General features: G+C 62.5%; 23 protein-coding genes and 1 pseudogene. 9 read left to right on the plus strand and 15 right to left on the minus strand.

Going from position 1 to position 26,269, the window contains the following annotated elements:
- Window positions 1-756 precede the first annotated feature (756 nt).
- The 5 genes from AB4Z51_RS38380 to AB4Z51_RS38400 all read right to left on the minus strand — a co-directional run bounded on the left by AB4Z51_RS38380 (window position 757) and on the right by AB4Z51_RS38400 (window position 6,265).
- Complete coding sequence (locus tag AB4Z51_RS38380; RefSeq protein ID WP_441268437.1) at window positions 757-975, minus strand: DUF1127 domain-containing protein; 219 nt, start codon at window positions 973-975, stop codon at window positions 757-759.
- 1,245 nt (window positions 976-2,220) lie between these two features.
- Window positions 2,221-2,625: a nuclear transport factor 2 family protein gene (locus AB4Z51_RS38385; RefSeq protein WP_085398148.1), complete on the minus strand. Its 405-nt coding sequence runs from the start codon at window positions 2,623-2,625 to the stop codon at window positions 2,221-2,223.
- 554 nt (window positions 2,626-3,179) lie between these two features.
- On the minus strand, window positions 3,180-4,340 hold the full coding sequence (locus tag AB4Z51_RS38390; protein ID WP_441499204.1) for a L,D-transpeptidase family protein: 1,161 nt from the start codon (window positions 4,338-4,340) through the stop codon (window positions 3,180-3,182).
- 320 nt (window positions 4,341-4,660) lie between these two features.
- The gene (locus AB4Z51_RS38395) at window positions 4,661-5,509 is read right to left on the minus strand and encodes an SDR family NAD(P)-dependent oxidoreductase (protein ID WP_441499205.1); all 849 of its coding nucleotides are present in this window, start codon (window positions 5,507-5,509) and stop codon (window positions 4,661-4,663) included.
- Between the two features lie 429 nt (window positions 5,510-5,938).
- Window positions 5,939-6,265, minus strand: a complete 327-nt coding sequence (locus AB4Z51_RS38400) for a BA14K family protein (RefSeq protein WP_071913076.1) — start codon at window positions 6,263-6,265, stop codon at window positions 5,939-5,941.
- Between the two features lie 1,429 nt (window positions 6,266-7,694).
- Between AB4Z51_RS38400 and AB4Z51_RS38405 the strand changes: the two genes are divergently transcribed.
- From AB4Z51_RS38405 to AB4Z51_RS38415, 3 genes are read left to right on the plus strand one after another with little or no spacing between them, the layout of a single operon-like run.
- On the plus strand, window positions 7,695-8,423 hold the full coding sequence (locus tag AB4Z51_RS38405) for a gluconate 2-dehydrogenase subunit 3 family protein (RefSeq protein ID WP_275552125.1): 729 nt from the start codon (window positions 7,695-7,697) through the stop codon (window positions 8,421-8,423).
- A 1-nt stretch (window position 8,424) separates the two neighbouring features.
- Complete coding sequence (locus tag AB4Z51_RS38410; protein ID WP_135215737.1) at window positions 8,425-10,203, plus strand: GMC family oxidoreductase; 1,779 nt, start codon at window positions 8,425-8,427, stop codon at window positions 10,201-10,203.
- Window positions 10,196-11,446, plus strand: coding sequence for a cytochrome c (locus AB4Z51_RS38415; protein WP_167768176.1), 1,251 nt, complete (start codon window positions 10,196-10,198; stop codon window positions 11,444-11,446). Before AB4Z51_RS38410 ends, AB4Z51_RS38415 begins: the two co-directional genes overlap by 8 nt.
- Window positions 11,447-11,540: 94 nt before the next feature.
- Here the strand turns inward: AB4Z51_RS38415 and rpmG are convergent, their stop codons facing one another.
- Both rpmG and AB4Z51_RS38425 read right to left on the minus strand, forming a co-directional pair.
- Window positions 11,541-11,708, minus strand: coding sequence for a 50S ribosomal protein L33 (gene rpmG / locus AB4Z51_RS38420; protein ID WP_007603295.1), 168 nt, complete (start codon window positions 11,706-11,708; stop codon window positions 11,541-11,543).
- A gap of 207 nt (window positions 11,709-11,915) precedes the next feature.
- Window positions 11,916-13,241 (minus strand): LLM class flavin-dependent oxidoreductase, encoded by a 1,326-nt coding sequence (locus AB4Z51_RS38425; RefSeq protein WP_135215736.1) that lies wholly within the window; start codon window positions 13,239-13,241, stop codon window positions 11,916-11,918.
- A gap of 220 nt (window positions 13,242-13,461) precedes the next feature.
- Here AB4Z51_RS38425 and AB4Z51_RS38430 point away from each other — a divergent pair, with 220 nt between their 5' ends.
- Together AB4Z51_RS38430 and AB4Z51_RS38435 are read left to right on the plus strand one after the other, a co-directional pair.
- Window positions 13,462-14,004, plus strand: coding sequence for a hypothetical protein (locus tag AB4Z51_RS38430; protein ID WP_167768175.1), 543 nt, complete (start codon window positions 13,462-13,464; stop codon window positions 14,002-14,004).
- Between the two features lie 76 nt (window positions 14,005-14,080).
- Window positions 14,081-15,439, plus strand: a complete 1,359-nt coding sequence (locus AB4Z51_RS38435) for a metallophosphoesterase family protein (RefSeq protein WP_135215734.1) — start codon at window positions 14,081-14,083, stop codon at window positions 15,437-15,439.
- A 27-nt stretch (window positions 15,440-15,466) separates the two neighbouring features.
- On the opposite strand, the gene AB4Z51_RS38440 is transcribed toward AB4Z51_RS38435, so the two are convergent.
- Genes AB4Z51_RS38440 through topA form a run of 4 tightly spaced genes read right to left on the minus strand, consistent with a single transcriptional unit; the run spans window position 15,467 to window position 21,798 of the window.
- On the minus strand, window positions 15,467-16,216 hold the full coding sequence (locus AB4Z51_RS38440; RefSeq protein WP_135215733.1) for an NUDIX hydrolase: 750 nt from the start codon (window positions 16,214-16,216) through the stop codon (window positions 15,467-15,469).
- 32 nt (window positions 16,217-16,248) lie between these two features.
- Window positions 16,249-16,689, minus strand: a complete 441-nt coding sequence (locus AB4Z51_RS38445) for a DUF983 domain-containing protein (RefSeq protein WP_441499206.1) — start codon at window positions 16,687-16,689, stop codon at window positions 16,249-16,251.
- The gene (rnr, locus tag AB4Z51_RS38450) at window positions 16,683-19,031 is read right to left on the minus strand and encodes a ribonuclease R (RefSeq protein WP_135215732.1); all 2,349 of its coding nucleotides are present in this window, start codon (window positions 19,029-19,031) and stop codon (window positions 16,683-16,685) included. The genes AB4Z51_RS38445 and rnr overlap by 7 nt, the downstream gene beginning before the upstream one ends.
- A gap of 19 nt (window positions 19,032-19,050) precedes the next feature.
- Window positions 19,051-21,798 (minus strand): type I DNA topoisomerase, encoded by a 2,748-nt coding sequence (gene topA / locus AB4Z51_RS38455; RefSeq protein ID WP_441499207.1) that lies wholly within the window; start codon window positions 21,796-21,798, stop codon window positions 19,051-19,053.
- Between the two features lie 226 nt (window positions 21,799-22,024).
- Between topA and AB4Z51_RS38460 the strand changes: the two genes are divergently transcribed.
- Window positions 22,025-22,264, plus strand: a complete 240-nt coding sequence (locus AB4Z51_RS38460; RefSeq protein WP_014494703.1) for a hypothetical protein — start codon at window positions 22,025-22,027, stop codon at window positions 22,262-22,264.
- Window positions 22,265-22,511: 247 nt separating this feature from the next.
- Here AB4Z51_RS38460 and AB4Z51_RS38465 read toward each other — a convergent pair whose 3' ends face one another.
- Together AB4Z51_RS38465 and AB4Z51_RS38470 are read right to left on the minus strand one after the other, a co-directional pair.
- Window positions 22,512-23,066, minus strand: a complete 555-nt coding sequence (locus tag AB4Z51_RS38465) for a flavodoxin family protein (RefSeq protein WP_135215730.1) — start codon at window positions 23,064-23,066, stop codon at window positions 22,512-22,514.
- A 171-nt stretch (window positions 23,067-23,237) separates the two neighbouring features.
- A complete protein-coding gene (locus AB4Z51_RS38470) occupies window positions 23,238-23,705 on the minus strand; it encodes a winged helix-turn-helix transcriptional regulator (protein ID WP_071913095.1) in 468 nt (155 codons plus the stop codon).
- Window positions 23,706-23,828: 123 nt separating this feature from the next.
- Here AB4Z51_RS38470 and AB4Z51_RS38475 point away from each other — a divergent pair, with 123 nt between their 5' ends.
- Both AB4Z51_RS38475 and AB4Z51_RS38480 read left to right on the plus strand, forming a co-directional pair.
- Window positions 23,829-24,602, plus strand: coding sequence for an SDR family NAD(P)-dependent oxidoreductase (locus AB4Z51_RS38475; protein WP_071913097.1), 774 nt, complete (start codon window positions 23,829-23,831; stop codon window positions 24,600-24,602).
- 174 nt (window positions 24,603-24,776) lie between these two features.
- Window positions 24,777-24,959 carry a hypothetical protein gene (locus AB4Z51_RS38480; protein ID WP_071917406.1) on the plus strand — a complete coding sequence of 61 codons (183 nt, stop codon included), beginning with the start codon at window positions 24,777-24,779 and terminating at the stop codon, window positions 24,957-24,959.
- A 58-nt stretch (window positions 24,960-25,017) separates the two neighbouring features.
- On the opposite strand, the gene AB4Z51_RS38485 is transcribed toward AB4Z51_RS38480, so the two are convergent.
- On the minus strand, window positions 25,018-25,626 hold the full coding sequence (locus tag AB4Z51_RS38485; protein WP_135215729.1) for an FMN-dependent NADH-azoreductase: 609 nt from the start codon (window positions 25,624-25,626) through the stop codon (window positions 25,018-25,020).
- A gap of 84 nt (window positions 25,627-25,710) precedes the next feature.
- Between AB4Z51_RS38485 and AB4Z51_RS38490 the strand changes: the two genes are divergently transcribed.
- On the plus strand, window positions 25,711-26,121 hold the full coding sequence (locus AB4Z51_RS38490) for a winged helix-turn-helix transcriptional regulator (protein ID WP_028152772.1): 411 nt from the start codon (window positions 25,711-25,713) through the stop codon (window positions 26,119-26,121).
- Here the strand turns inward: AB4Z51_RS38490 and AB4Z51_RS38495 are convergent.
- Window positions 26,118-26,269, minus strand: a pseudogene (locus AB4Z51_RS38495) (DNA-processing protein DprA); the annotation flags it as partial. The gene AB4Z51_RS38490 and the pseudogene AB4Z51_RS38495 sit on opposite strands and share 4 nt — an antisense overlap.

The raw sequence follows: 26,269 nt of genomic DNA on the forward strand, positions 1-26,269 counted from the left end.
CCGGAAAGTGCCTCCAAAAGCGCAATATCGCGTCGCGATACCCACTTTGGCCAGTCATTGGACGCTCCGACGCGAGACATCGGCCGCCTGCAACGATTGGCGACCACGGCCGCGTGCCGACCTATCCGTTTGCACACACCCAAGACCCAGACCGGACCACCCGTTCGCCGCGCAGGCATTGGGCTTAGGCTCGACCGGTCCTCGCGCTAGTTTGAAGGACCTCCTGTTGCCAGACAGAGCGGTCGTCCCCATCGTATAGTGATCAGAAACCGCCAGCACGAAAAGACCAGACTACTGGCGATTGCCGCGCTTGCGCCGCCTGCTTGGGCGGAAGGGCGGAGGTACGGGTGCCAGGGCGAGCCCCTGGTACGGTATGGCAATCATCCCTCGACCATGGCCGATGAGTGCCGGTCATGCCAGTCCCGTGGATTATCGAAGAGCTGATCTATGGCCAAAAGCATTCTTGTCATCGTTGCYATTCTCGCAATTTCTACTTCTGGCGCTTTGGCCGCACAGAGGACCCATCATGGCCGCGCGTCGCCTGCGCCGTCGCCGAGCGAGGGGTCGAGGGGGCTGAGCCCATATGCTGTGGGCCCAGGTAATTCCAACGACCGCGACCTGTACATCAAGAACCTGCGCGACTCCGGGTATAATCCGGAGAACAACTTCAACAGGTTCGGGAACGAGCAGGCAGCACCTTATGGGGGCGGCTAAACCTCGAATCCCCTTAACCCGGTACCGGCGCGGCTGCCGTCGCTAGGCCCGCCAAAACGGCTTTTCGAGTTCGTGTGCGATGTCGCTCCGGGAGACGCCGATATCGTGCAGGTCGGGCTCGGTCCAGCGTGCGAGCTCCCGGCGATCGCGATAACGCGGCCGCCAGAGATGAAGGGTCGCGCCAACGCTGGCCCAAACCTCGTAGAGGTTGAGGAGAGCCTTGATATCAGCGGAGATCAGGCGTGTTGAAGCAAACTTCACAGCTTTATCTCCCTCTATAAGTTCGGGAGGACTGTATCGCTGTGCTACTGACAGCATACTGTCAGCAGCAGGTAGCATCTCTGGCCCAAGGAACGGAGATGCCCTGGCTTCGGCTGGCAATCACTTTGCGTCATGTCTTCTTGGGAAGTCCGATGTTGGCCCATCAGCGAAGTGACGACACCGCTGAAGGAGGTCCGCTTAGCGAGGCGGTGCGGACTGGATTTGCTCGCTCTGAGTTCTTCGCATTTTGACCCGAAGTCGACCTTAAACTCGTAACCAGCGAGAGGCTGATCGCAGCTTAGCAGAGTCCTTGGTGGGACTTAGCACAAGCGGCACGCCCCCCAGGATGCGCAGCAACCCGCGCAACCGCCGAACCCCCAGCCACCATAGCCCCAGCCATCGAACCCGATGTCGTCATCGAACCCGACGTCGAACCCGCAGCCGCCGCAACCGCAACCACGGAAGCCACGGCAACCACGGAAGCCACCGCAACCTCGGATGCCAACGAACCCGCTACCACCGCAACCTCGAATGCCAACGAGCCCGCCACCACCGCAACCTCGGATGCCAACAAACCCACCACCACCGCAACCTCGGCCGCCAACAAACCCGCCGCCGCCGCAACCTCGGCCGCCAACAAACCCGCCGCCGCCGCAACCTCGGCCGCCGCCGCACCCCCCGCCACCATGGCCGCACCCGCAACCACCGCACCCCCGCGCTAGCTGCACGCCGCCGCCAAAGTTTTCTCTATCGAAAAGATGGAACGTGGCCAGACTGACGTCGGCCATTTCCTCTTCGCCAAGAAAGAAGCGCTGATTTGGCGAGGTGTTGGATTGCGGGATACCGGTAGCGGGCATCGTGGATGCGGATGCGCTACTCGCCAGCGAAAGACCCAGTCCGGCCGCACCTAGCACCTTCACGGTGGCGGCTTTGGCTGTGCGCTTCTGCTTCGAAGCTTGCTTGACCCGTGGCATGATCGCACCCTCCGTAGTTCTTGTGAAAGCGCTCTGCAAGAGTGCGCTCGGCGAAACCGGCGCGCAAGGGTTACCTGTGCCATAAAATGCGAAACATCTCATCGAGCTCCATTCATCTTCAGAACCGAGATCGACACATGACCGCTTTTGGTTGAGCAGAATCACGCCAGCTGACCAGCGCAAGAGGCGTCGCGATGTCGGCTGTCTACGGGAAAGCGGACGTCACACGATGGTTGGGCTGACCGCAGCTTTTGACCCAAAGCGGAAATCACTAGCTCGGTACCCCGCTTAGGTGAAATGTCGTAGCAAGGATGCGCCAGCCGTCGGGGGAGCGAACAAGGTTGTACGACTGCCGCCATTGCCTTGTGACGCTTCCATCCGGTCGGAGGTTTTTCCACGTTACAGTTCCGAGAGCACTGCGTTCGCCTATAGGAACAGCCACTACATCGTGCAGAGTTCCACTTTCGGCCCCTTCGCGCCGGTAGGTGTCGGCCACTCCTTGGAAAAACCGCGCAATCTCGTCACGTGACTGAAAACAATGTATCGACCCGTCACCCCGCATGGTGATGCAGGGAGCGCAGTAGAGTTTGGCGATTTGATCACCATCCCAGGTGGTGAATGTCTCCATGTATTTGTTGAAGAAGGCAGATATCTCGACTTCAAGCGCCTCCGGCATGATTTGTCTCCAGAGCTTTCATGTTCTGCGACGAGCAAGCCAACCCGAATTGTCTTGGGTTGCGATACAGCGCACGCGGAATTCGGATGGCGACATGCCGTTCAGCCGATCCGCTGCTGGGTCCAACTCCGCGCAACTGGCCTGCTCTACAGTTACGATCTGATCCGCGGCCAACCAAGCTACGATTGGAACTGAAGGGCCAATGATTACGAGATAGGCCAAGCCGAGAGCGGGAGACCAACGTTCAATACCAAGCCCCGTCCGGAAGACCACGGCCATTCCTAAGCCGAAGCACGCGATCCAAACGGCAAGCCAACAAGCAGAGATCATTCGTCTCTCCCCGCTCCAACAGTGTGCGCAATGTTACCGTTGACGCCCATCTCTCGCCAGAAGACAGTTTGCACCGAAGGGGCAATGCACTTGACCGATTCTGGATGGTTAAGCTCACCTGCCCGTCAGGTGTTGATGGAAACGACGAGGTCATTGAATGCAAAAGGCTGATCGGCGATGTCGCCTATTGGCCCCAAGCAGCGGTTGATGGATGTGTGGGCGCTCTAGCACCCGTCGTCTACTTCCAAGACGGTCGACAGGAAGCTGGAACGAGCCAGATCACATGCAATCGGTTTCGAGAACGAGGTGCCAAACCATCTACTCGTCAACGAACCATCGTTGGTGACCCAGGGGATTGGCGGCAGTTGCGGCAGATAAGATGCATACGGCATCACTTTCGCAAGCGTCACTCTGACCAGATACTTTTCTAGAAAAGCCTCGTTCATTCCGCCGTCCAGTCCGCTATAGATCGGGGCTGYCGGSACGTTGTCATTGAGCAATCGCGCGAATTCGAGTTCGTCGGTACGTTGCTTCTCAAGCGCCCGCCGCGCAATTTTGGAATCCACRACAAACGCGGGGCATTTATCGGTGGGACTGAACACGAGAGGATACGGCGAATTTGGTGGAGCTTGCGCATCGAACACATAGCGTCGATTGCACACGYCCACCTTAGGTTCGAGATGCGTCGTCTCGAAGTGATCGTTGCCGACTTTGAGCATTTTCCAGAAGGAGAGGTTCGGGCTATTTCGATGCTGCGCCAGGTTTGCCGGCGTCAGGCGGAATGGATAAGCCTGGACCTGAAAGGACGGTCGGCCGCCGAGGGAGTCCCGCGCTAGCGAATAGATCTCGCTTATCTGTTCGTCGGTCATGGCATAGCAACCGCTCGAYGAGCAGTCGCCATGGATCATGAGTAAGYTGCCGTCGCGATTGTTTGCCTTGTCGAAGCTGTTGGGAAAGCCSACGTTGATCGCRAGATGGTAATCGGAGTTGGRATTCATCAGCTCGGGAGTAATCGTATAGAACCCCTCTGGAGCCTGACGGTCACCCTCCTTCAGTTTCGGCCCGAGATCCCCCGACCACCGACAGATCGGGTACACCTTGAGGATTTTGAAGAGGCCGGTGGTGTCCTGTTTCCAGACTTCGAGCTCCGCCTCTTGCTTGAAGACGCGCACAAGGATAGGCGAGTATTTTGGCATCKTCTTTTGTCGGAGCAGCGAGAGCAACTCGGGTGGTAGCTCCTTTGTAGCCTTGGCCGGCAAGCGGTTGCTGTTTTCGCCAAGGCAGGTGRCCGGCGACAACGCCGCGAAAAAAGCTGCAGTCAGCACAAGCGCACGGAGTGCCGTGGCGCCGATCAYGACCTTACCTCGGGCGTGGAATCTGCTCATTTGGGTAGCGTGTAGTCAGTGGGTTCGTAAGGCAAGCCCAGATGGACGCAGYCACCGGAGAAGTTCGAGCTTATCGTTGGCCTTGGGGATGCCAAGACGCTCGGTCTCGTCGTCCGCTTCTGGCCCATCAGCGAAGTGGCGACACCTTTCATTGAGGTCCGCCTGGTGAGGTAGAGCGGACTGACTTTGCTCACTCTGAGTTCTTCGCATTTTGATCCAACTGAGACATTGGCGGTCCACTGCGCAACGGCTTTGAAGCCGGTTTCAGCCCTATCCGAATATTCGTGTTAGCCGCTAAGGCTGGTGGAAGGGCTGCGCGCTCAACGTTTCGGGGTGCGCCCGCGGATGTGGTCAAAGCCTTGCTTGATTGCGGCGAAGCGCGCTTCGATCATCGGCTCAAATTCGAGGTCGGTGAAGATATATGGCAAGTCCTTTTCGACGCCTTCGCGGACGAGTTCGCCGACATAGTTGGGTTCTATGCCCTGAGAGATGCGTTCCCGGAGCATATTGATCCACTCGGCACGTGGGCCCGAAGTCGGCAAGGGAGGAAGCGCCCCCTCGAAGCGTTTGGGGAGATTGCGTCTCGAGTCCATGATTTGAGTGCGGATGATCCCTGGACACAGCACCGATACGCCAATCCCTCGGGGCGCGAGTTCACGCCGCAGGCCCTCGGACAGCGCGACAACGCCAGACTTGGAGACGTTGTATGCGTTGCTCTCCCCTGAAATGAGGCCAGCGATCGAGGCTGTGGAGACGATGTGTCCACCCTCGCCATGCTGCTCGATCAACGGCCCGAAAATCTCGATCCCCCAAATGGTCGCCATCAGGTTGACGCCCAAGGTCCAGTTCCACGACGCCTCGGTCCAGGCGCCATAAGGCCCACCGCCGCCGACGCCCGCGTTGTTGACGAGGATATGCACCTTGCCATAGCGAGCAGTCGTGGCTTCGGCGGCCGCCGCGAGTTCGGCTTTGAGTGAAACGTCCGCTTTCACGCCGTCGACATCGACGTTGGTGAGCCTCAGTTGCTCGAGCGCTGCGGACAGAGCCGCTTCTTCAATGTCGCAAAGCATGACCTTCGCCCCCGCTTGGGCGAAGGCGGTCGCGATCCCCAGTCCAATGCCTGACGCTGCACCGGTCACGAACACAGTCTTTCCAGCGAGTTCCTTCACGCGCGTTCTCCCCGTGCAAGCGGATACCCTCGCGCCAAAACGCCAAGTGTACCCGGACGCCATATGACCGCGTTTTCGAGGGATTGGGAAGCGTGCCGGATCGTGGCCCATCATTGACATGGGCAACTAGGTATCAACGTCGTCTTCCATGCGCATGGCGGACGCGACAATTCAGGAGCATACATCTACTTCTGCGCTCGTGCCTTGGACGCAACGCGGCGCTTTGGGGGCGCGCTGTCACAAGCGTCGGCACCCGAGGCGTCTCCGGCAGAACGACGAGCATGAAGACCCGAGGAGAGTCACGCGTTGGCCGTGACGCGTAAGGTGTCATGGAAAGTTCGAGACGCCATCTCGACGGCGCCTCGAATCCAACCGGTCATCTGGCCATCCGTTCGAACTCCATCTGATCCGGTGACTTGCGGCTTAGCGTTACCTGCAGATATGGCGGTTGCCGTCCCACCCGAGGTAGGTGCTCGTCGCCGGATCGTAGGATCGATAACGCTCCGCGCAGGAACGTGAAGCAGTGCCATCCGCGCGAGCCATGGCGCTGTCCGCGCCTTGCGCAGGAGCTGCGCCATCCGGCAACTCGAGGCCCAGCCGACCGGCCGGCGTCAGCGTGCCGTTCAGGTTGCGATTGGGGTTCTCGGCCTCGTACGTGTCGGGATGGCTGCTCGCAAAGCCGGATTGCGCGTAGGCGGTGCTTGCGGTCAGGCCCGACAACAAAGCCACGGCAGCGAGAATTTTAAGTCCAGTCATGGTCCATCTCCATCATTGCCCGGTGCAATCGTGCTGCCGGTGCGAGAGGAGTTGGATCGACATCTGCGCTGAACAAGCTCGCTTGATCCCATGCGCGCGACCTGACGCGATCTCGTCGTTCAAATGCAGAAAGAATCGTTTGCTTGCGGAACGCAAAAGAATGGTCCACCGCCGCCATGCTCTCGTGCCCCGGGCGCAGCGCAGCGTCACCTCGACGGTGCGCTTGCGCGCGACCGGCGGGCGACGCTGGGCTAGCTGCGGCCAGCGCTGGCCGACATCGGGTCCAGGTTCAACTGAAACAGAAAGCCAGCGGGCGGTATGGACTAGCGACGTCCTGATCGCTTGAGTTCGGCAACTTTAAACCTGTTGCCGGCCTGCAGGCTGCTGCAAAACCAGTGGGCCTTGTTTCGGTTTTCGCCCAGGAACACCTTGGTTTCAACGCAACCCTCGTAGGATGTATGGGTGATGGTGTCTCGGCACGTTGGCGAGAAAGGTCCATAGTTCGTACCGCCGCCCGACTCGCTGCATCCGACCCAGGGATCTTTGCCGCTTGGGAAGCTTGATGCACAGCCACCGTTGCAGCTGCTGGCGACTTTCTCCAGGCTGGCAATCCTCCCCATCACCGAGCCCGGCGCATACGAAGGCGTGCTCGCGGTTGACGTTCGAGCGGTTGACGCAGTCCGACGCGGCGCCGTTGTGTTTGCTCCCCGCTCCGACACGTGCGGCTTTGCCACCTGTTTCGGCGCGTCGACCGTGACAGGGGGAATCGTGGCGGCGGACCCAGTCGGGATTTGCGACGCTGCCGGGGCGCACAGCAAGGCAGTTGATAAGACAGCGACGGCTGAGGGCACGACAAAGCTTGACGAGAATTTCATGAGCATGTCCTTCCCAAATTCGGGACGGAGATGCCGCCCCGGTAAATGCACGGTAACATACATTTCGGATTGGGCAACCGAGGGTTGAGGGGGCATCTGCCTATAAACTCGCCATTCACACAAAGCGTGGCCCTCGGCGGAACGGCTCTGGATTGCTCCGTCGCAAGAACTCCCCGCAACGACGGCGTGGAGAAAGAGCAGCGCGTCAACTTCGGTCTCGTGCCCCGGACGCAGCGCAGCAACGTTGCGCACTGCAGCGCGTCCGGGACACAGGAGACTTGCCGCGAGATTCCGCTGCCTGCTCGCAGCAATCGGCTCCGTGTTTTTTTGGAAACGCGCCGGCTTCGTGAAATACGCGATCAATTTGCGATCGTACAACGAGAAGCCGCGCGTTGAGAGTCGGTGAGGTGTTCACGGGCAATTGTTGTCGATCATGACCGATAGATGCAGGTCGTGAGCGACGACGTGGAGGCGTTTCACTTCTCCGAAAGCTCATCGAAGTTCCAGCGCGGTGGACCGACGAGGAAGAAAAAATGAAACAGGGGACGCCCACAATGATCGGCCTGCGACGCAGGGAATTTCTTGCTGGGACGGCCCTGCTGCTGTTCAGCGCGACGACCGTCAAAGCCGCCACAATCGCAGGGAGGTTGCCCTGGGCTCCAAATGCGGGAAATCCGCCGCCGCCAATCAAGCTTGGGCCGTGGGAGTTTTTCAACGGCGAAGAAGGCAGAGCCATGGAGGCACTCGTTGATTGCATCATCCCGCCGGATCCGGAGACGCCGGGCGGCAAGGATGCCGGCTGCGCCGTGTTCATCGACCGGCAGCTGGCTGGGCCTTACGGCCGGCAGGAGGGATTGTATGTGCGCCCACCGTTTCAGGCCGGCCTGAAGAATCAGGGCCATCAGTCGGCGAACGGTCCGGCACAGGATTATCGGGACGGTCTCGCTGCATTCGATCGTGCGTGCAAGCAGCACAGTGGTGGAAAGCCCTTCGCCGAGCTCTCCGGCGACGACAGGATCGCGCTTCTGAAGGCGGTCGACAAGGGCGAGCTCAAGCTCGACGGCGTCGACGGCAAGGCGTTCTTCACGCAACTCGTCAAGGACGCCCAGATGGGATTTTTCGCGGACCCGATCTATGGCGGGAACCGCGACATGGTCGCGTGGAAGATGATCGGCTATCCGGGCGCGCGCTACAACTATCTCGATTGGGTGAACCGCCACAACGAGCGCTTTCCGCTGCCGCCGGTTGGCATGACCGGCAACGCGCAATGGACGAGGTCGTAGCATGTCCCGAAGGCTTCCCAGGAAAGACGTCGTCATCGTCGGTTTCGGCTGGACCGGCGCGATCATGGCTAATGAGCTGACCGACGAGGGGCTCGAGGTCATCGCTTTCGAGCGCGGTCCATGGCGCGACGCGCCGACGGATTTTCCGCCGGGCTACATGCAGGACGAACTTCGTTATCGCATCCGGCACGAGCTGTTCCTGCGTCCGGACCAGCTGACGTTCACGTTCCGCAACAAGATGGACCAGACGGCGCTGCCGATCCGGAGCTGGGGCGCGTTCATGCCGCCGAACGGCGTCGGCGGCGGGGGCGTGCACTGGAATGCGGAAATGTGGCGGTTTCTCCCGTCGGATTTCGTGCTGAAGACACATCTGACCGAACGCTATGGCGCGGCGTTCCTGCCCCCGGATATGACGATCCAGGATTGGGGCGTGACCTATGACGAGCTCGAGCCGCATTACGATCGCTTTGAATATCTGTGCGGCACGTCGGGGACGGCCGGAAATCTGAGCGGCAAGATCATGGACGGCGGCAATCCGTTCGAAGGGCCGCGGTCCCGTCCTTATCCGACCCCGGCGCAGGCCCAGCCGTTCAGCCATACGCTGTTCGGGAAAGCCGCGCGCGAGCTCGGCTACAAGCCGTTCCCGCAGCCTTCGGGCAATCTCTCGCAAGCCTATACGAACCCGCTGGGCATGCGCCTTGGCCCCTGCACCTATTGTGGCTTCTGCGAGTGGTTTGGCTGCGGCAATTATTCMAAGGCCAGCCCGCAAACAACCATCCTGCCGCATCTCATTCGAAAATCGAACTTCAGCCTCCGCGACAATTCAGAGGTTGTTAGGATCAATGTCGATCGTTCAGGCAAGTGCGCTACCGGCGTGACATTCGTGGACTCGAGCGGCGAAGAATGGGAGCAGCAGGCCGACCTCGTGATCCTGTCGGCTTACACGATGTTCAACGTGCAGCTTCTTCTGCATTCGCAAGTCGGGCAGCCCTACGACCCCGTCACCAACACTGGGGTCGTCGGCCGAAACTACACCCACCAGACGATCTCGTCGGTCAATGGCTTCTTCGACAACAAGAAGTTCAACTTCAACCCGTTCATCGCATCGGGTTCGATCGGGATGTGTATCGACGAGTTCAACGGCGACAATTTCGATCACGGGCCGCATGGTTTCGTCGGCGGCGGCTATGTCGGCCAGGTGCAGACAGGTGCTCGTCCGATCGAAAGCACCCTGGTGCCGCCGGGAACGCCGGCATGGGGCGCCGACTGGAAGAAGGCGGTGAAGGACAATTATCTCAGCACGGTCAAGCCCGGCACCGGTGTGCATGGCAGCTTCTACGCCTACCGCGACATCTACCTGGATCTCGACCCCGCCTATAAGGACCGGTTCGGGCGTCCGCTGATGCGGATCACGATGGATCTCAAGGAGAACGAGATCAAGCAGAACAAGTTTCTCACCGACAAGTTCGCCGAGATCATCAAGGCGATGGGCGCTGAAAAGCTCGCCGTGCAGTATCGAACCGCGCCATACGACATAACGACCTACCAGACGACGCATCTCAACGGCGGTGCGATCATGGGGGCCGATCCCAAGACAAGCGTCCTCAACAAATATCTGCAGAGCTGGGATGTCCCGAATCTGTTCGTGATGGGGGCAAGCGCCTTTCCGCAGAACGCCGGCTACAACCCGACGCTCACGGTCGGCGCGCTCGCTTATTGGTCGGCGGCCGCGATCCGGAACCAGTACCTCAAGAATCCCGGAAGGCTGGTCGATGCGTAGGATTCCTCGCGTATGCACGCTCGTTTGCGCAGTGCTCGCTTCGGCGTCGCTGGCCGGCCGCGCGCATGCCGGCTCCGCAAACATGCAAGAGTTCACCCAGATCGAACGCGGGCGCTATCTGTCGATCCTGTCGGACTGTGCCGGCTGCCATACCGTTCCCGGCGGCAAGCCGTTTTCGGGTGGGCGGCCGATCGAAACGCCGTTCGGCAACATCATATCGCCCAATGTCACGCCCGATCTGGAAACGGGCATTGGAGCCTGGAGCGACGATCAATTCGATGCCGCGGTGAGAAAGGGTATCGGACGAACCGGCGCGCATCTCTATCCGGCCATGCCTTACAATGCGTACACCCGGATGTCGCGTGACGATGTGATGGCAATCCGGGCCTATCTGACTTCGCTGGAGCCGGTCCGAAATTCGCGCAACGCGGATACGCTTCCGTTTCCATTCAATATCCGCTCAACGATGATCGTGTGGAACGCGCTCTACTTCGCGGCAGGTGAATACAAGCCGGAACCGACCAAATCCGCCGAATGGAATCGCGGCAAGTTCATCGTCGACGGGCCGGCGCATTGCGGAGCCTGTCACACGCCGAAGACGCTGCTCGGAGGCGACCGAACCGATCAATATCTGCAGGGAGCAAATCTTCAGGGCTGGTCGGCGCCTGACATCACCAACAACCGGCGGACAGGACTGGGCAGTTGGACGGCAGACGATGTCGCGCTCTACCTCAAGACGGGGCACAATCGCGCTACCGCTGCGACAGGGCCGATGGCGGAGGCCGTCGAGCTGTCGACGTCCAGGATGAAGGATGAGGATACGAAGGCTATTGCGACGTATCTGAAATCATTGCCGGGCAACAAGGATGAGGCGAGGCTTGCCCCGGTGGGTGCGAACGTGATGGCGGCCGGAGGCGCGATCTACCGAGACCAATGTTCCGCCTGCCACGGGATCGAAGGCAAGGGCGTTCCACACCTGTTTCCCGCCCTCGCAGAGTCCACGATGGTGCAATCAAATGATCCCACAACGGCAATCCGAATGGTGCTCCGTGGTGCGCGAAGCGTCGGCACCAAGGCCGAGCCGACGGCACCCGGCATGCCGTCCTACGGCTGGCAGCTCGATGATCGCCAGGTCGCGGCGGTGCTCAGCTTTGTCAGAAATAGCTGGGGTGGTGCCGCTGCCCCGATCGATGCAGCCGAAGTGACGCGTGTTCGGTCCGACACCGCTTTCCGCAACGACTGAGCCGGCCGTCCGAGACGTGAGCCGCAAAATAAAAACGGGGCCGTGAGGCCCCGTCAAAAGTCCGTAGCTTATTCCGCGATCTTACTTGATCTTCTTACTTGATCTTGGCTTCGCGGAATTCGACGTGCTTGCGCGCGACCGGATCGTACTTCTTCTTGACCAGCTTGTCGGTCATGGTGCGCGAATTCTTCTTGGCGACGTAGTAGAAGCCGGTGTCAGCCGAGGACACGAGCTTGACCTTGATGGTGACCGCTTTGGCCATGTTCAGAACCTCAGGAATGAAGGGAATCTGGAGCCGGCCAAACGGCCCGCGTTGGCCGGCAACCTAGCCAGAAACCGCCTGATGTCAAGGTTTCGAAGCGTTTTCGAGCGAAGTGGGCACCGGTTCGCGTCAAGAAAACGCGTCAAAAACAACAACCTAGAGCCCCGAACGGGGCTCTAGAGCGGAAAACCACCCAAAACGGTCCCATTACGCCTCGAAGAACCGGTTTTTCGGCCGCGGCAGGCCCAGATTCTCCCTCAACGTGGCCCCTTCATACTCTTTGCGGAAAATCCCGCGCCGCTGCAGCTCCGGCACCACCTTGTCGACGAAATCGTCGAGGCCGGCGGGCAGGAACGGGAACATGATGTTGAAGCCGTCGGAGCCGCGCCCGACCAGCCATTCCTCCATCTGGTCGGCGATGGTCTTGGCGGTGCCGACGAAGGACAGCCCGCCATAGCCGCCGACGCGCTGGGCGAGCTGGCGCACGGTGAGCTTGTCGCGCCTGGCGAGGTCGACCATACGCTGGCGGCCGCTCTTGCTGGCGTTGGTCTCCGGAATCTCCGGCAGTTGCCCGTCCGGATCGAAGCCCGAGGCGTCCGTGCCGATGATGACCGAGAGCGAGGCGATGGCGCTGTCGTAGTGCACGCGGCTGTCGAGCAGCGCGCGCTTCTCCTTGGCCTCATCGACGCTGTCGCCGACCACGACGAAGGCGCCGGGAAGAATCTTGAGATGTTCAGGATCGCGGCCGATCTTCTCCATGCGGCCCTTGATGTCGGCATAGAGTTTCTGGCCGTCGGCGAGGGGGCCGCCGCCGGTGAACACGGCTTCCGCCGTCTCCGCCGCAAGCTGCCTGCCGTCCTCCGATGCGCCGGCCTGCACGATCACCGGCCAGCCCTGCACGGGCCGCGCGATGTTGAGGGGGCCGCGCACCTTCAGATATTTGCCGTTGTGGTCGAGCACGTGCATCTTCGCGGGATCGACGAACACGCCGCTTTCGACGTCGCGCACGAAGGCGTCGTCGGCGAAGGAATCCCAGAGGCCCGTGACCACGTCGTAGAACTCGCGGGCGCGCTTGTAGCGCTCGGCATGCTCCATGTGGTCGTCGAGGCCGAAATTCAGCGCCGCGTCCGGATTCGAGGTGGTGACGATGTTCCAGCCCGCGCGCCCGCCGCTGAGATGGTCGAGCGAGGCGAAGCGGCGCGCCACGTGGTAGGGCTCGTCAAACGTCGTCGAGCCCGTCGCGATCAGGCCGATGCGCTCGGTGACGGCGGACAGCGCCGACAGCAGCGTGAACGGCTCGAACGAGGTCACGGTGTGGCTGCGCTTGAGCGCGTTGACCGGCATGTTCAGCACGGCGAGGTGATCGGCCATGAAGAAGGCGTCGAACCTGCCGGCCTCGAGCTTCCGGATCAGCGTCTTGATATGGCTGAAGTTGAAATTGGCGTCCGGCCAGGCCCCCGGATAGCGCCAGGCGCCGGTGTGGATGCTGATCGGGCGCATGAACGCGCCAAGCTTGAGTTGCCGTTGTGCCATCGCCCCGTATCCGCTCTGGGTGTCGTTGGGGAAGACATAGGGACGCGTGGGGACTCCGCCATTGGGGGAGGCGGGAAGATTTTTTCGTTTTTTGCGACGCGCTCAGCACAATCGCGTCATTCAAGGCCGCGCGCAGCGGCAAGGGCATGACGAATGCGGCCCGCATCGAACCAATCCCGCGCTCGCCCCGACCAAGCCAGGACCCGTGAGGAGACCTTCAATGGCAGGCGCAATGACCGTGGACGGCGGCACCGTTCGCATCGACCGGCCCATGCCCTGGGTCGGCCGCCTGCTGTCGCTGCCGCTGCTGGCCGCGAGCGGTTATCTCTTGTGGAATGTCGGCCTCGGCCTGCGCCAGGATTTTTCCGGCTTCGGCCGGCTCGCCGATGATCTCGTGCCGGTGCTGGTGTTCACGGGGCTCGGACTGCTCGTCGGTATCCCCGGAATCATCCTGCTGACGTTCCGTACTTTCGTCGTGCTCAACGAGACGCTGCGCCAGATCGTCGTCACCAGGCAGTTCGGCCCGCTCAATATTCGCAAGCACCGCGATCTCGCCGACTATCACTTCATCAGCATCACCGACGACTATGATACGGATCTGACGACCTACGACGTCAATCTCTGCGGTAACAGGGGCACCGAGCCGATCACGCTTCAGAGCTTCACCAGGCGCGAGGAGGCGGACAAGCTCGCAAGCGAGATCAGCCGCGTCCTCAAGCTGCCGGCGCGCGACTATGTCGGCGCCGAGCCTGATGATTCCTGATTAGGTCCAGCCACGGCCTGTTGCTAGCCGTTGCGGAAATTGCCATCCTCGCGGCCTCACACCGCAATGGAAGGCCATGACCTCAGCGAATAATTCCATTCCCGCGCTTCGACCGCGCGGCAAGGGCCACCAATTCCTGTTGTATGGCGACTCCTGTTCGGGCGTTCCGGGTGGATTGCACGAAAAGACCTTCGCCTCGGTCAATGCGGTCGTTCAACGCCTGAGGCCGCAGCCTGAATTCGTTCTTTTCCCGGGCGATGAAATCATCGGGCTGACGCCGGATCCGGACGCACTCCGCGCGCAGTGGCGCTATTGGCTGGATACGGAAATGGCATGGCTCGACCGTGCGGCCATTCCGATGTGGCACACAACCGGCAACCACACGACCTATGATTTGATGAGCGAGGCGGTGTTTCGTGCAGTGCTCGAGCTGCCGAAAAATGGACCGCCGGGACAGGCGGGTCTCTCCTACTTCGTGCGGCGCGGCGACCTCCTGATGGTGTTCGTCAACACGCTCTGGAGCGGCCTGGGAGGTGAGGGCCATGTCGAGCTCGCGTGGCTCGAAGCGACGCTCAGAGAGCATGGCGATGCCCGGCACAAGCTCGTCCTTGGTCATCACCCGGTGTTTCCGGTCAACGGCTTTACCGGGACGTATCAGCGCGAGATCGGCCACGAATACGCTCGCCCGTTTTGGGACATCCTGGTGAACGAAAACGTGCTCGCCTATCTGTGCAGCCACATCCTCGCCTTCGATGTCCAGGCGCATCGCGGTGTCCTGCAGATCTGCACTGCGGGCGCGGGAACGGCTCACAGGATGCCGGAACGCGTCGAGTATCTGCATTGCATTCAGGTCGCGCTTGACGAGGAAGGCCTGCGTTATCAGGTGCTCGATACTGACGGCGTTGTCAGGGAGAGGATGGAATGGCCGCTACCGGATCCTGATCCCGCCAAATGGAGAGAGCTGCGGCCCGGAGATGTCGAAGCGCCGTTCAGCGGATGTGTGGAGAGCGGGCGCCGGATCGAGCTGAGGCTCGTGGGGCAAAGCGCTGCGACCGATGTCGCAGCGGCCCAGACGATTTTCACGGCTTTCGCGCCGGGTTCGATCGCGCCGTTCTGGCTTGGTCTTCGGGGACCGAGGCAAACTCTGACAGCCATCGTTGCTCGTGAGCCGGGGCGAAGCCCAACCTATTGGTTTGGACCTGATCTTCCGGCGGGCGAGGGTTTCGATATTCACGTCGCGATCTACCCGGATATGGGCCCCGGCGGTCTCTTGTACCGCGATCACGGCTCCCCGCGTTGGTCGTCCTTCACCTCTGCGACGGCGCGAGGGTTGGAGCAGCTTGTGTGGCCGCAGCAATGGGCGATCGGCCAYGGACAAGGTGGCAGCGAAGACCGCGCCTTCAGAGGTGCCGCGCTGAGTTTGCTGATCGCGTGAACGAGCCTGGGGAGTTCGGTGGCCGGATCAGCTCAAAATATCCTTCTGCATCTTGCCGCCGTAGAAATGGAAGAACGGCACCGGCGCATCGTGGCGGAGCGGGCCGGTGGCAAGGCGGGTGTCGAGCTCGTTGAGCACGTTGCGTGTCATCGGATGCAGATCGGCGAGCGGCTTTGAGCCGAGCTCGACCCAGACCAGCTCGACCAGCTCGGCATCCGCATGGATCACCCCCTCGACGCGGTGGGTGATCGCGGAGGCGTCCGCGGTGAAGAAGCGGGTATCGAACCGCTTGACGCGGCCGGGCGGGGTGATGGCGCGTGCGATCAGGAACAGGCTTGAGGGGTCGGGCAGCAGGCCCGCATCCGCGAACGGCTTCCAGGCACCCTCGAGTTTTGCTTTCCCCTCGGTCTTGCGTCCGAGGCAGAGGCCGGTCTCTTCGCAGGCCTCGCGGATTGCGGCAATCGCCAGCGACTTTGCGCGCGAGGCCGGAGTCTTCGGGCTGCCCTTGGCGAGATTGGCTTCCAGCTCGGCGGTGATGGGTGCAGCACACGGCACGCGGTAATCGTCCTTGTCGACGCGGCCGCCGGGGAAGACGAACTTTCCGGGCATGAAGACCACCTTGTCGTGGCGCTTGCCGACCAGGACTTTTGGAATGTTGCCGCTACGATCGACCAGGATCAGGGTTGCCGCATCGCGGGGGCGGAAATAGGGATGATGGTCGGCTTCCTTGCCCTCGTGGATCTTGGCCTTCTCGGCTCCCTGCGACGTATCCGTCATGTCCTCACCCAAACCGCTTTTTGATTATTTGCTTAGACCGGCGGAATACCATCCGGAGGGTTGTCGTCAAAGCCGTGCATGCGCAGAGCCCATTGCAAGCCGACGACAGCTCCCTTGACCGGCTGGAGCAGCGCGAGCGAGGCGACGAAGGTGAAGGGCAGATAGGCCGCGAAGCTGAGCCAGACCGGCGTGGTGTAATTGGTCTCGATCCAGAGGATCGTGGGCACCACGATGTGGCCGACGATGACGATCACGAGATAGGCCGGCAGATCGTCGGCGCGATGCGGCGTGAAGTCGAGGCCGCAGACCGAGCAATTGTCCGCGGTTTTGAGAAAGGCGCGGAACAGCTTGCYCTCGCCGCAGCGCGGGCAGCGGCTGCGGAAACCGCGCTTCATGGCCGTCCAGACGTCGCGCTTCTCGACGAGACCGGTCTCGCGCGTCCAGATCTTTGGGGCCGTGCTCGTCGTCACCATGCCTTGCCCTTCTGGCCCTTGCCTTTCCCTTTGGCTTTCTTGCCCTTGCCGGGCTTCTTCTGTTTCGCCGCCTTATGTTTCTTCGCTGGACTGCGTCCGGGATGCGCCTTGAACGAAGGGCGGCGTTGCGGACCGGATGGCCTGCGGCCGCGCGGCGCGGTCTCGCCGGTCGACGACAGCAGCTCGAAGCGTAGCGCGCCTGCGATGGGAGCTGCTTCTATCAGACGGACGTCAACGACGTCACCCAGCTGATGCATGGTGCCGCTGCGCGTGCCGACGAGCGCGTGCCGGCTCTCGTCATAGTTGAAATATTCCGTGCCGAGGGATCGGATCGGGATCAGGCCGTCGGCGCCGGTCTCGGCGAGCTTGACGAACAGGCCGGCGCGCGTGACGCCGGAGACGCGGCCCTGGAAACTCGCGCCGATGCGGTCGGCGAGGTGATGGGCGATCAGCCGGTCGACGGTCTCGCGCTCCGCCTTCATCGCGCGCCGTTCGGTCACCGAGATGTGGGCTGCGACCTCGCCAAGGCTTTCCGGCGTCTCGCTGTCGGGCAGGGCGCCTTCGCCGAGGCCGAGCGCGCGGACCAGCGCGCGGTGCACGACGAGGTCGGCATAGCGGCGGATCGGCGAGGTGAAATGCGCGTAGCGGCGCAGGTTCAGGCCGAAATGACCGTAATTCTCGGCGGAATATTCGGCCTGTGCCTGCGCGCGCAGCACGACCTCGCTCACCAGCGGGAAGTGGTCGTGGCCTTCGAGCTGCGCCAGCACGCGGTTGAACAAAGCCGGGCGCAGCGCGCCGCCTTTCGCGAACGGAACGTCCAGCGTCTCCAGAAACTCCGCGAGCGCGTGGACCTTCTCCAGCGTCGGCTCGTCATGCACGCGGTAGATCAGCGGGAGAGACTTCTTCTCCAGCATCTCGGCCGCCGCGACGTTGGCGAGGATCATGAACTCCTCGATCAGCTTGTGCGCATCGAGACGTTCAGGCACGACGACGCGATCGACCGTGCCGTCGCTCTTCAAGAGGATCTTGCGCTCGGGCAGATCGAGATTGAGCGGATCGCGCTCGTCGCGGGCGCGCTTGGCGCAGGCATAGGCGGCATAGAGCGGCCTCAGGATCGGATCGAGCAGGGGTCCGGTGGTGTCGTCGGGCCGGCCGTCGATCGCGGCCTGCGCCTGGGCGTAGTTTAGCTTCGCCGCCGAGCGCATCAGGATGCGGTGGAAGCTGTGCGAGCGCTTGCGACCATCGGAGCCGAGCACCATGCGCACTGCGAGCGCGCCGCGCGGCTCGCCGGGCACCAGCGAACATAGATTGTTGGAGATGCGCTCGGGCAGCATCGGCACGACGCGGTCCGGGAAATAGACCGAGTTGCCGCGATCGAGCGCGTCGCGGTCGAGCGCGGTGCCCGGCCGCACGTAGAAGCTGACATCGGCGATGGCGACATCGACGATGAAGCCACCTCTGTTGTTCGGATCAGGATCGGGCTGCGCATGCACCGCGTCGTCGTGATCCTTCGCATCCGGGGGATCGATGGTGACGAGCGGCACGTCGCGCCAGTCTTCACGTCCCTTCAGATTGGCCGGCTCTGCCGCTTCGGCTTCACGCTCTGCCGCGGGCCGGAACTGCAGGGGGATGTCGTGCGCGTAGATCGCGATCAGGCTGATCGCCTTCTCCGACTTGACCGAGCCGAGCTTCTCCTTGACCCGGCCCGAGGCCAGCCCAAAGCTGCGGGTGCGGACGATGTCGACGCTGACGAGGTCGCCGTCCCGGGCGCCGTGCGTGTCGGCTGCGGCGATGTTCAGCTCGCGGTCGGCAGACTTCTTGTCGACCGGGACCAGCCGTCCGCCGCCTTCGGGAAGCTCGCGGAACACGCCGAGGATGCGGCTCTTCGTCTTGTCGAAAACCTTGATGATGTGGCCGCGATAGGCCGGGCCTTCGTTCTCGTCCGAGCGCTCGACGCGCAGCAGCGCGCGATCGCCGACACCGGCGGCGGTGCCGGGCTTCGGCCGGCGCGGCATTACGATGAGGATTTTCGGCGGCTCGCCGCTTTCGACCTCGTCCCATTCGGTGGGGGAGGCGATCAGCTCGCCGTCACTGTCACGGCCGGTGATGTCGGCGACCAGCGTCGACGGGAGCGCGTCCGGCTCGGAAACCTTGTGGCGTTTTTTCTTGATGGTGCCGTCGTCGGCGAGCTCGCGCAGCATGCGCTTGAGCTCGATGCGATCGGCGTTCTTCAGGCCGAACTCGCGCGCAATTTCGCGGGTCCCGACCTTTCCGGGATTTGCCTTGATGAAGGCGACGATGGCGCTCCGGTCGGGAAAGCCATGGTCATTCTTGCGTTTCACTTAACCTCTAATTCTTGATCTAGGTCTTGCCGGCACTCTTCTTGGCCGGAGCCTTGGGGGCGGCGGCCTTGGTCGGCGACGTTTTTGCGGTCGACGACACGGCGGCGCGCGCCTTGCTGGTGGATTCGGATTTGGGTTTGGCCGCCTTCTTCGCGGCCGGTTTCTTCGGCTTCGGCGCGGCGTCATCGCCGTCGGTGGCCTTCGCCGCAGCCTTCTTGGCCTTGGCCGGCTTCGCGGCTTTCTTCGCCTTGGTCTTGCCGCCGCCCTTGGCCGCGCGCTCGTCGATCAGCGCGATCGCCTGCGGCAGCGTGACGGTGTCCTTTTCGAACTCGGCCGGGATCGTCGCGTTGACGCCGCCTGCCGTGACATAGGCGCCGTAACGGCCGCTCTTCACCGTGACGGTGCCCAGCGTCGGATGATCGCCGATCGCCTTGCCGGGGTCGGCGCCGAAGCGGCGGCTCGGGCCCTTGGCGATCTTTTCCGCGATCAGCGTCACCGCGCGGTTGAGGCCGATATCGAAGACCTCGTCGCCGCTCTCCAGGCTGGCGTAGGTCTTCTCGTGCTTCACGAACGGCCCGAAGCGGCCGAGACCCGCCGTGATCGGCTGACCGGTCTCCGGATGCTTGCCGATCTCGCGCGGCAGCGACAACAGCTTCAGCGCAAGCTCGAGCTCGACGTCGCCCGGCGAGGTGCCCTTCGGGATGCCCGCGCGCTTCGGCTTCTCGCCTTCCTCATAATCCTTCTGCTCGCCGAGCTGGATGTAGGGCCCAAAGCGGCCGGCCTTGACCCAGACATCGCGACCGGTGTCGGGGTCCTGGCCGAGCGAACGGTCGGCGGTGGTCTCGCTGTCGGCGGCGAGCTGGCGGGTGTAGCGGCATTCCGGATAGTTCGAGCAGCCGACGAAGGCGCCGAACTTGCCGGCCTTGAGATTCAGCCTGCCGTTGCCGCAACTCGGGCACTGCCTGATATCGCCGCCATCGGCGCGGGGCGGATAGATGTGCTGGCCCAGCATGTCGTCGAGCACGTCGAGCACCTGAGCGACGCGCAGATCCTTGATCTCGTCGACGGCGCCGATGAAGCCGGTCCAGAAGTCCTTCAGCACCTGCTGCCAGGAGATCTCGTTGTTGGAGATGCGGTCGAGCTGCTCCTCCAGATTTGCGGTGAAGTCATATTCGACGTAGCGGCTGAAGAAGCTTTCGAGGAAGGCGACCACGACGCGGCCCTTGTCCTCGCCGTGCAGGCGCTTCTTCTCCAGCTTGACGTAGCCGCGGTCCTTCAGGACCTGGAGGATCGAGGCATAGGTCGAGGGACGGCCGATGCCGAGCTCTTCCATGCGCTTGACCAGCGAGGCCTCCGAGAAGCGCGGCGGCGGCTCGGTGAAGTGCTGGGTGACGGCGAGCGACTGCCGCTTCAAGCCGTCGCCCGCACTCATGGCGGGCAGGCGGCGCGAATCGTCGTCTTCCTCGTCGTCGCGGCCTTCCTGGTAGAGCGCGAGGAATCCGTCGAACTTGACGACCTGACCCGTCGCCCGCAGCTCCAGCGTGCGGCCGCCGGCCTTCGCGGTGATGTCGACAGTGGTGCGCTCGAGCTCGGCCGATTCCATCTGGCTCGCGATGGTGCGCTTCCAGATCAGCTCATAGAGTCGCGCCTGGTCGGCATCGAGCTTGCGGCTCATGCTGTCGGGGCGGCGCGACATGTCGGTCGGGCGGATCGCTTCATGCGCTTCCTGGGCGTTCTTGGCCTTGGCCTGATACTGGCGCGGGGCCTCCGGCACATAGGCGTTGCCGTAATCCTCGCCGATCACCTTGCGCGCCTGGGTGATCGCGGACGGATCGATCTGCACGCCGTCGGTACGCATATAAGTAATGAGTCCGGTGGTCTCGCCGCCGATGTCGATGCCTTCATAAAGGCGCTGGGCGATGCGCATCGTGTGCGCCGGCGCAAAACCGTATTTGCGGCTGGCTTCCTGCTGCAGCGTCGAGGTGGTGAAAGGGGCCKGCGGATTGCGCCGGGCCGGCTTCGCATCAACCGCGGTCACGGCATAGGCGGCTGCTTCCAGCGCCTTCTTGAAGTCTTCGGCTTCCGCGCCGCTGCCGACGTCGAGCCGCTGGATCTTCTTGCCGTCGGCGCCGACGAGCCGCGCCTCGAAGGCGTCGCCGCGCGGCGTCAGCAGGGTCGCGATCAGCGACCAGTATTCGCGCGGCACGAACTTTTCGATTTCGAGCTCGCGGTCGCAGACCAGCCGCAGCGCCACCGACTGCACGCGGCCGGCCGAGCGGGCGCCCGGCAGCTTGCGCCACAGCACGGGGGAGAGGGTGAAGCCGACCAGATAGTCCAGCGCCCGACGCGCCATGTAGGCGTCGACCAGCGCGCCGTCGATCTGGCGCGGATTCTTCATCGCATCCGTGACGGCCTGCTTGGTGATGGCGTTGAACACCACGCGCTCGATCTTCTGATCCTTCAGCGCGCGCTTTTCCTTCAGCACCTCCAGCACGTGCCAGGAGATGGCCTCGCCCTCGCGATCAGGGTCGGTGGCGAGAATCAAGCGGTCGGCGTTCTTCAGGGACTTGGCGATATCGTTGAGCCGGCCGGCCGCCTTGGGGTCGACCTCCCAGATCATCTTGAAATTTGCGTCCGGATCGACGGAACCGTTCTTCGCCGGGAGGTCGCGGACATGGCCGAACGAGGCCAGAACCTCGTAGGACGAGCCCAGATACTTGTTGATCGTCTTGGCTTTCGCCGGCGACTCCACAATGACGATATTCATGTAGTTCCAGTAACTTACGGGGAAATTACGAGCCGGTTTCGATGAGATTCGGATCGGCCGTTTCGACCCGAACATGGGTGGTGAGGCCCTCGCTGTCAAATCGAGGGGTGTTGAAAGCACCTCAAATGGGAAAAGTTTCATATCGAGAAAGTTGCAAAATACCACCTTGGAGTTGCGGTCAATGTCGGCGTAGAGTCGCCCGGGGCATGGATTCGGGTGGGGTCTGGTGACTAAGCCAGGAAAGAAACGGGCGCGCGCCGCATCAGGCGCGCCGGGGGGCTCGCGCGGTGAGGAACCAGGGGAGGGCGGCGTCGATGAGGCCGTCGCCTTCATCGCCGAGCAGGTCGGGGCGTTGCGCAAGCTCGCCGAGCGCCACAAGCTCGATGTGCTGCATTATCTCCTGGGCATGACCAAGCTGGAGGCCGACGAGCACCTGCGGCTGCGGAGCAAGCGCAAGCTGTCGTAGCGGCGCTCACCGTCCAATCCGTCATCCTGAGGTGCTCGCGTAGCGAGCCTCGAAGGATGAGCGGCCGAGATGCCGCAGCCGGGCCGTCGCCCTTCGAGGGCCGCTGAAGAAGCGGCCACCTCAGGGTGACGGCGATACATGGAGGCGCGCCGCATCAACGTCGTCATTGCGAGCGCAGCGAAGCAATCCAGAGTCTTTCCGCAGAGGGATTCTGGATTGCTTCGCTGCGCTCGCAATGACAAGGGGATCAGCCGCTACGGCCCGCCATTCTCGCCAGTCGCCGGCCGAGATATTCGGCCGTGCTGAGGTCGCTCTGCGGTAGCGAGGCGTCGACCAAGTGTGTCGCCAGGCCAAGCTGACTACCTAGACGATTCCGGCCACTCAGATCCTCCCCACCCGGAATATCCAGTCCGCACCAGAGCATGCCGTGCTGCGCGGCGAGAATGGAGAAGTAGGTCAATGTGTGGAGTTGATCGCCGCTTGCGCAGGCGCCCGTGGTGAACCCGGCTGCGATCTTGTTGGCCCGTCTTTGCTGGCTCCATCTGTCGCTCGAGGCGTCCGCAAAAGCTTTGAATTGGGCCGCAGGTCCGCCCATGTAGGTGGGACTGCCAAATGCAACGGCGCTAGCGCCGTCAATCGTTTCCAGGAACCTCTCATTCTGAAACCGGCCTGACATGATGTCGCCGCCTGTGATTCGGCAAAGCGCGACGTCTGCCATGCCATCCGCTCCGCGCGCCAACGCATGCGCCAGCTTCTCAGTGGTGCAGGAGATGGAAAAATAGACGATAGCGAGCAGGGGCATGGCGGTGCCACTTTGGGGTGTTCAGCCATCTTTGACGCCGTCGATATTTTGTACAAGTCCCCCCAACGCAGTCATTGCGAGCGCAGCGAAGCAATCCAGAATCCCTCCGCGGTGAAATCCTGGATTGCTTCGCTGCGCTCGCAATGACGGTGTGGTGGCAGCGTGCCGCGATCAGGCTGACCGCCGCCGCGGTGCCGGTCGGGGCTTCAGTGTGATGTCGGCCAGGCTGAGCAACCGTCCATCCTCGGCGTGCAGCTCGAGCTTCTTCACCGGGCGGCCTTTGACGCGATCGACCATGACGGTGTCGATCTCCTCGGGCGTGTCGTCGAACTCCTCGCTCCATTGCCGGAGCGCGACCAGGATCGGGAAGAGGCCAAGTCCCTTCGGCGTCAGCACATACTCCTGGTAGGCGCTGCCATCGGAGGCGGGGGCGGTCGCCAGGATGCCGTGTTCGAGCATTGAGCGCAGGCGCGCCGACAAGATGTTCTTGGCCATGCCGAGCTTGCCCTGAAACTCGCCGAAGCGGCGCACACCGAGCATCGCTTCGCGGATGATCAGCAGCGTCCACCAGTCGCCGATCGCCTCCAGCGACCGCGCGACCGGGCAGCCGTCACCCTCAAAACTCGTTCGTTTCACCATCGTCTGAGGTCCCCTCACATTCGCACGATGTCGGCGCCAATCACGCGCTTGTGTGGTTGCATCATAAAACCATCCGCCTAGATTGCAACATGGTTTCATAATGAAACTATTGGAGAGGCGAGCATGAGACTGAGCGGCAAGACGGCACTCATCACCGGCGGCAACAGCGGAATTGGATTGGCAACGGCAAAGCTGTTCGTGGCCGAGGGCGCGAAGGTGATCATCACCGGGCGCAACAAGGAGACGCTGGAGGCCGCGGCAAAGGAACTCGGGCCGAACGGGCTCGCGCTGGTTGCGGACGCGACCGACGTCGCCGCGACTGAAGCGGCGATCAAGAAGGGCACCGAAAAATTCGGCAAGCTCGATATCGTGTTCGCGAATGCCGGCATCCCCGGCAGCACGCCGCTGGGCTCGACGACGCTGGATGTCTTTGAGAAGGTGATCAGCACCAACCTCACCGGCGTGTTCTTCACGGTGCAGTCGGCGCTGCCCTATATCAACGACAACGCCTCGATCATCCTCAACGGTTCGGTGATCTCCGTGCTCGGCGTTCCCGGCTACTCCGCTTACGGGGCCGCCAAGGCCGGCGTGCGCGCGCTGGCGCGGATCATGGCCTCGGAACTGTCGCCGCGCGGCATCCGCGTCAACGTCGTTGCGCCCGGCGCGACCCGCACGCCGATCTGGGGCGCCGCGATCGCAACGCCTGAAGCGGAGAAGGCGTTCGAGAAGCGCCTTGGACTATCCACGCCGCTCGGCCGCATTGCTGAACCGGATCACATCTCGAAGACGGTGCTGTTCCTCGCCTCCGACGATGCCGGGCACATCCAGGGCCAGGAGATCTTCGTCGATGGTGGCGCGGTTGCCTCTCCCGCGGGCGCACCGATCTATCGCGGCTGATCAACGTTTGCGAAAATTGAATCGGTCGGCGCGACGACATCGGTTGCGCCGGCCGGTTCCTGCACCTCGGTGGCTGTATTCCTCTGAACCTTCCGTGAGGCGTTGAACCTTCGCTTGCGCTGCCAAGACCCTTTTGCGGGCAGGGTCATAAGACTCACTTTCAGGGAGCCCGCGATGTCAAAAGCAGCTCGTATTTCTTCGTCGATTTCAGAACCACGTATTTACACCGAACATTCCGCCATTCCAGCCAAGCACTCCGATACGTCCGAGTTCATCGGGGTGGCACTTTTCTCAGGCATCGGGCTTTTCATTTCGCTCGTCGCCGTCATTCTTGGCGTTCAGGGCGCCTGGTTTTAGCGCTGTCGAATTCTCAGCCGCCGCCGGGCTCCGGCAGCGGCTGGTGTCGGCGTAAGTCTTACGCCGCCTGCAGGCTGGTGGCAGCCTGAAGCGCTCCGGCCAGCGCTTTCTCACGATGCTCAGGGCCAACCTGGATGCCGTCGGCGACGATGAATTCGGGGCTCGTGATGCCCATGAACGCGAACACGCCACGCAAATAGGTTTCGAGGTGCTCGAGCGAGGCGGCCGGCGTGCCCGGGCCGTAATAGCCGCCGCGCGAGATCGCCACGATCACGCGCTTGTTGCCGGCAAGGCCCTGCGGGCCGTTCGCGTCGTATCTGAACGTTTTCCCCGCCACCAGGACGCGGTCGATCCAGGCCTTGAGCTGGCTCGGGATCGTAAAATTGTACATGGGCGCGCCGATCACGACGATATCGGCATCGAGGAACTCGTTGAGCACGGCCGCGCTCGCGGCCAGGTCGGGACCGAGTTCCGCCGGCGCCGGCGCGCCTTGCGCGGCCGCAAGGTGCGAGCCGGAGAGGTGGGCGAGCGGAATCTGCGTCAAATCGCGGTAGACGAGGTCGAGCGACGGCGTCGCCTGCCTGAGACGGTCGACGATGGCGGCGGAAACCTGCCGTGAGACGGAGTGGGGGCCGAGCACGCTGGAGTCGATATGGAGGAGTTTCATTGGGGTTCACCTATGGTATAGATTTGTAACCCGCACTACATGAGTGACTGTCAAATTCCCCGCAAGAACGCACTTTTTTGAGCCATGGGCACATCTTTGAGACCTGCACACACCGATTTTCCTGCTCCCCAGATGCCGGATCGCGACCACGCGGACTGCCGCGGGGTCGCCTCGATCCTGGCGCGCGTCGGCGACAAATGGAGCGTGTTCGTCATCATGATGCTGAGCGACGGGCCCAAGCGCTTCAACGAGCTGAAGCGGATGATCAACGGCATCTCGCAGCGGATGCTGACCTTGACCCTGCGCGGGCTGGAGCGCGACGGCCTCGTCACGCGCACGATCTTCCCGACCATTCCGCCGCGCGTGGACTATGAGCTGACCGATCTTGGCCGCGGGCTCCAGCAGCCCGTGATGGCGCTTGGGCTATGGGCGAAGGAGCACCAGGCGCAGATCGCGGCGGCACGCACGCGGTTCGATGAGCGCAACGACACCTAGAGAAGAGAAACGAGACCGCCGCCGTGGCGTTCGAGGCGGCCCGCAAGCTCGAGCTCCAGCAGCACGGTGCGGACGATCGCGGGCGAGGCGCCGGACATCCGCACGAGATCGTCGATCGAGATGGGGGCAGGGCCGAGCAGGCCGGTGA

It is taken from the genome of Bradyrhizobium sp. 2TAF36 (assembly GCF_052114925.1).
Lineage (GTDB): Bacteria > Pseudomonadota > Alphaproteobacteria > Rhizobiales > Xanthobacteraceae > Bradyrhizobium > Bradyrhizobium barranii.

Bases quoted from the DNA above. Each gene is read 5' to 3' on its own strand.
- AB4Z51_RS38385 (WP_085398148.1), bottom strand. From the start codon at position 2,625: ATGCCGGAGGCGCTTGAAGTCGAGATATCTGCCTTCTTCAACAAATAC.
- AB4Z51_RS38400 (WP_071913076.1), bottom strand. From the start codon at position 6,265: ATGACTGGACTTAAAATTCTCGCTGCCGTGGCTTTGTTGTCGGGCCTG.
- AB4Z51_RS38405 (WP_275552125.1), top strand. From the start codon at position 7,695: ATGATCGGCCTGCGACGCAGGGAATTTCTTGCTGGGACGGCCCTGCTG.
- AB4Z51_RS38415 (WP_167768176.1), top strand. From the start codon at position 10,196: ATGCGTAGGATTCCTCGCGTATGCACGCTCGTTTGCGCAGTGCTCGCT.
- rpmG (WP_007603295.1), bottom strand. From the start codon at position 11,708: ATGGCCAAAGCGGTCACCATCAAGGTCAAGCTCGTGTCCTCGGCTGAC.
- AB4Z51_RS38425 (WP_135215736.1), bottom strand. From the start codon at position 13,241: ATGGCACAACGGCAACTCAAGCTTGGCGCGTTCATGCGCCCGATCAGC.
- AB4Z51_RS38430 (WP_167768175.1), top strand. From the start codon at position 13,462: ATGGCAGGCGCAATGACCGTGGACGGCGGCACCGTTCGCATCGACCGG.
- AB4Z51_RS38440 (WP_135215733.1), bottom strand. From the start codon at position 16,216: ATGACGGATACGTCGCAGGGAGCCGAGAAGGCCAAGATCCACGAGGGC.
- AB4Z51_RS38465 (WP_135215730.1), bottom strand. From the start codon at position 23,066: ATGCCCCTGCTCGCTATCGTCTATTTTTCCATCTCCTGCACCACTGAG.
- AB4Z51_RS38470 (WP_071913095.1), bottom strand. From the start codon at position 23,705: ATGGTGAAACGAACGAGTTTTGAGGGTGACGGCTGCCCGGTCGCGCGG.
- AB4Z51_RS38475 (WP_071913097.1), top strand. From the start codon at position 23,829: ATGAGACTGAGCGGCAAGACGGCACTCATCACCGGCGGCAACAGCGGA.
- AB4Z51_RS38480 (WP_071917406.1), top strand. From the start codon at position 24,777: ATGTCAAAAGCAGCTCGTATTTCTTCGTCGATTTCAGAACCACGTATT.
- AB4Z51_RS38485 (WP_135215729.1), bottom strand. From the start codon at position 25,626: ATGAAACTCCTCCATATCGACTCCAGCGTGCTCGGCCCCCACTCCGTC.
- AB4Z51_RS38490 (WP_028152772.1), top strand. From the start codon at position 25,711: ATGGGCACATCTTTGAGACCTGCACACACCGATTTTCCTGCTCCCCAG.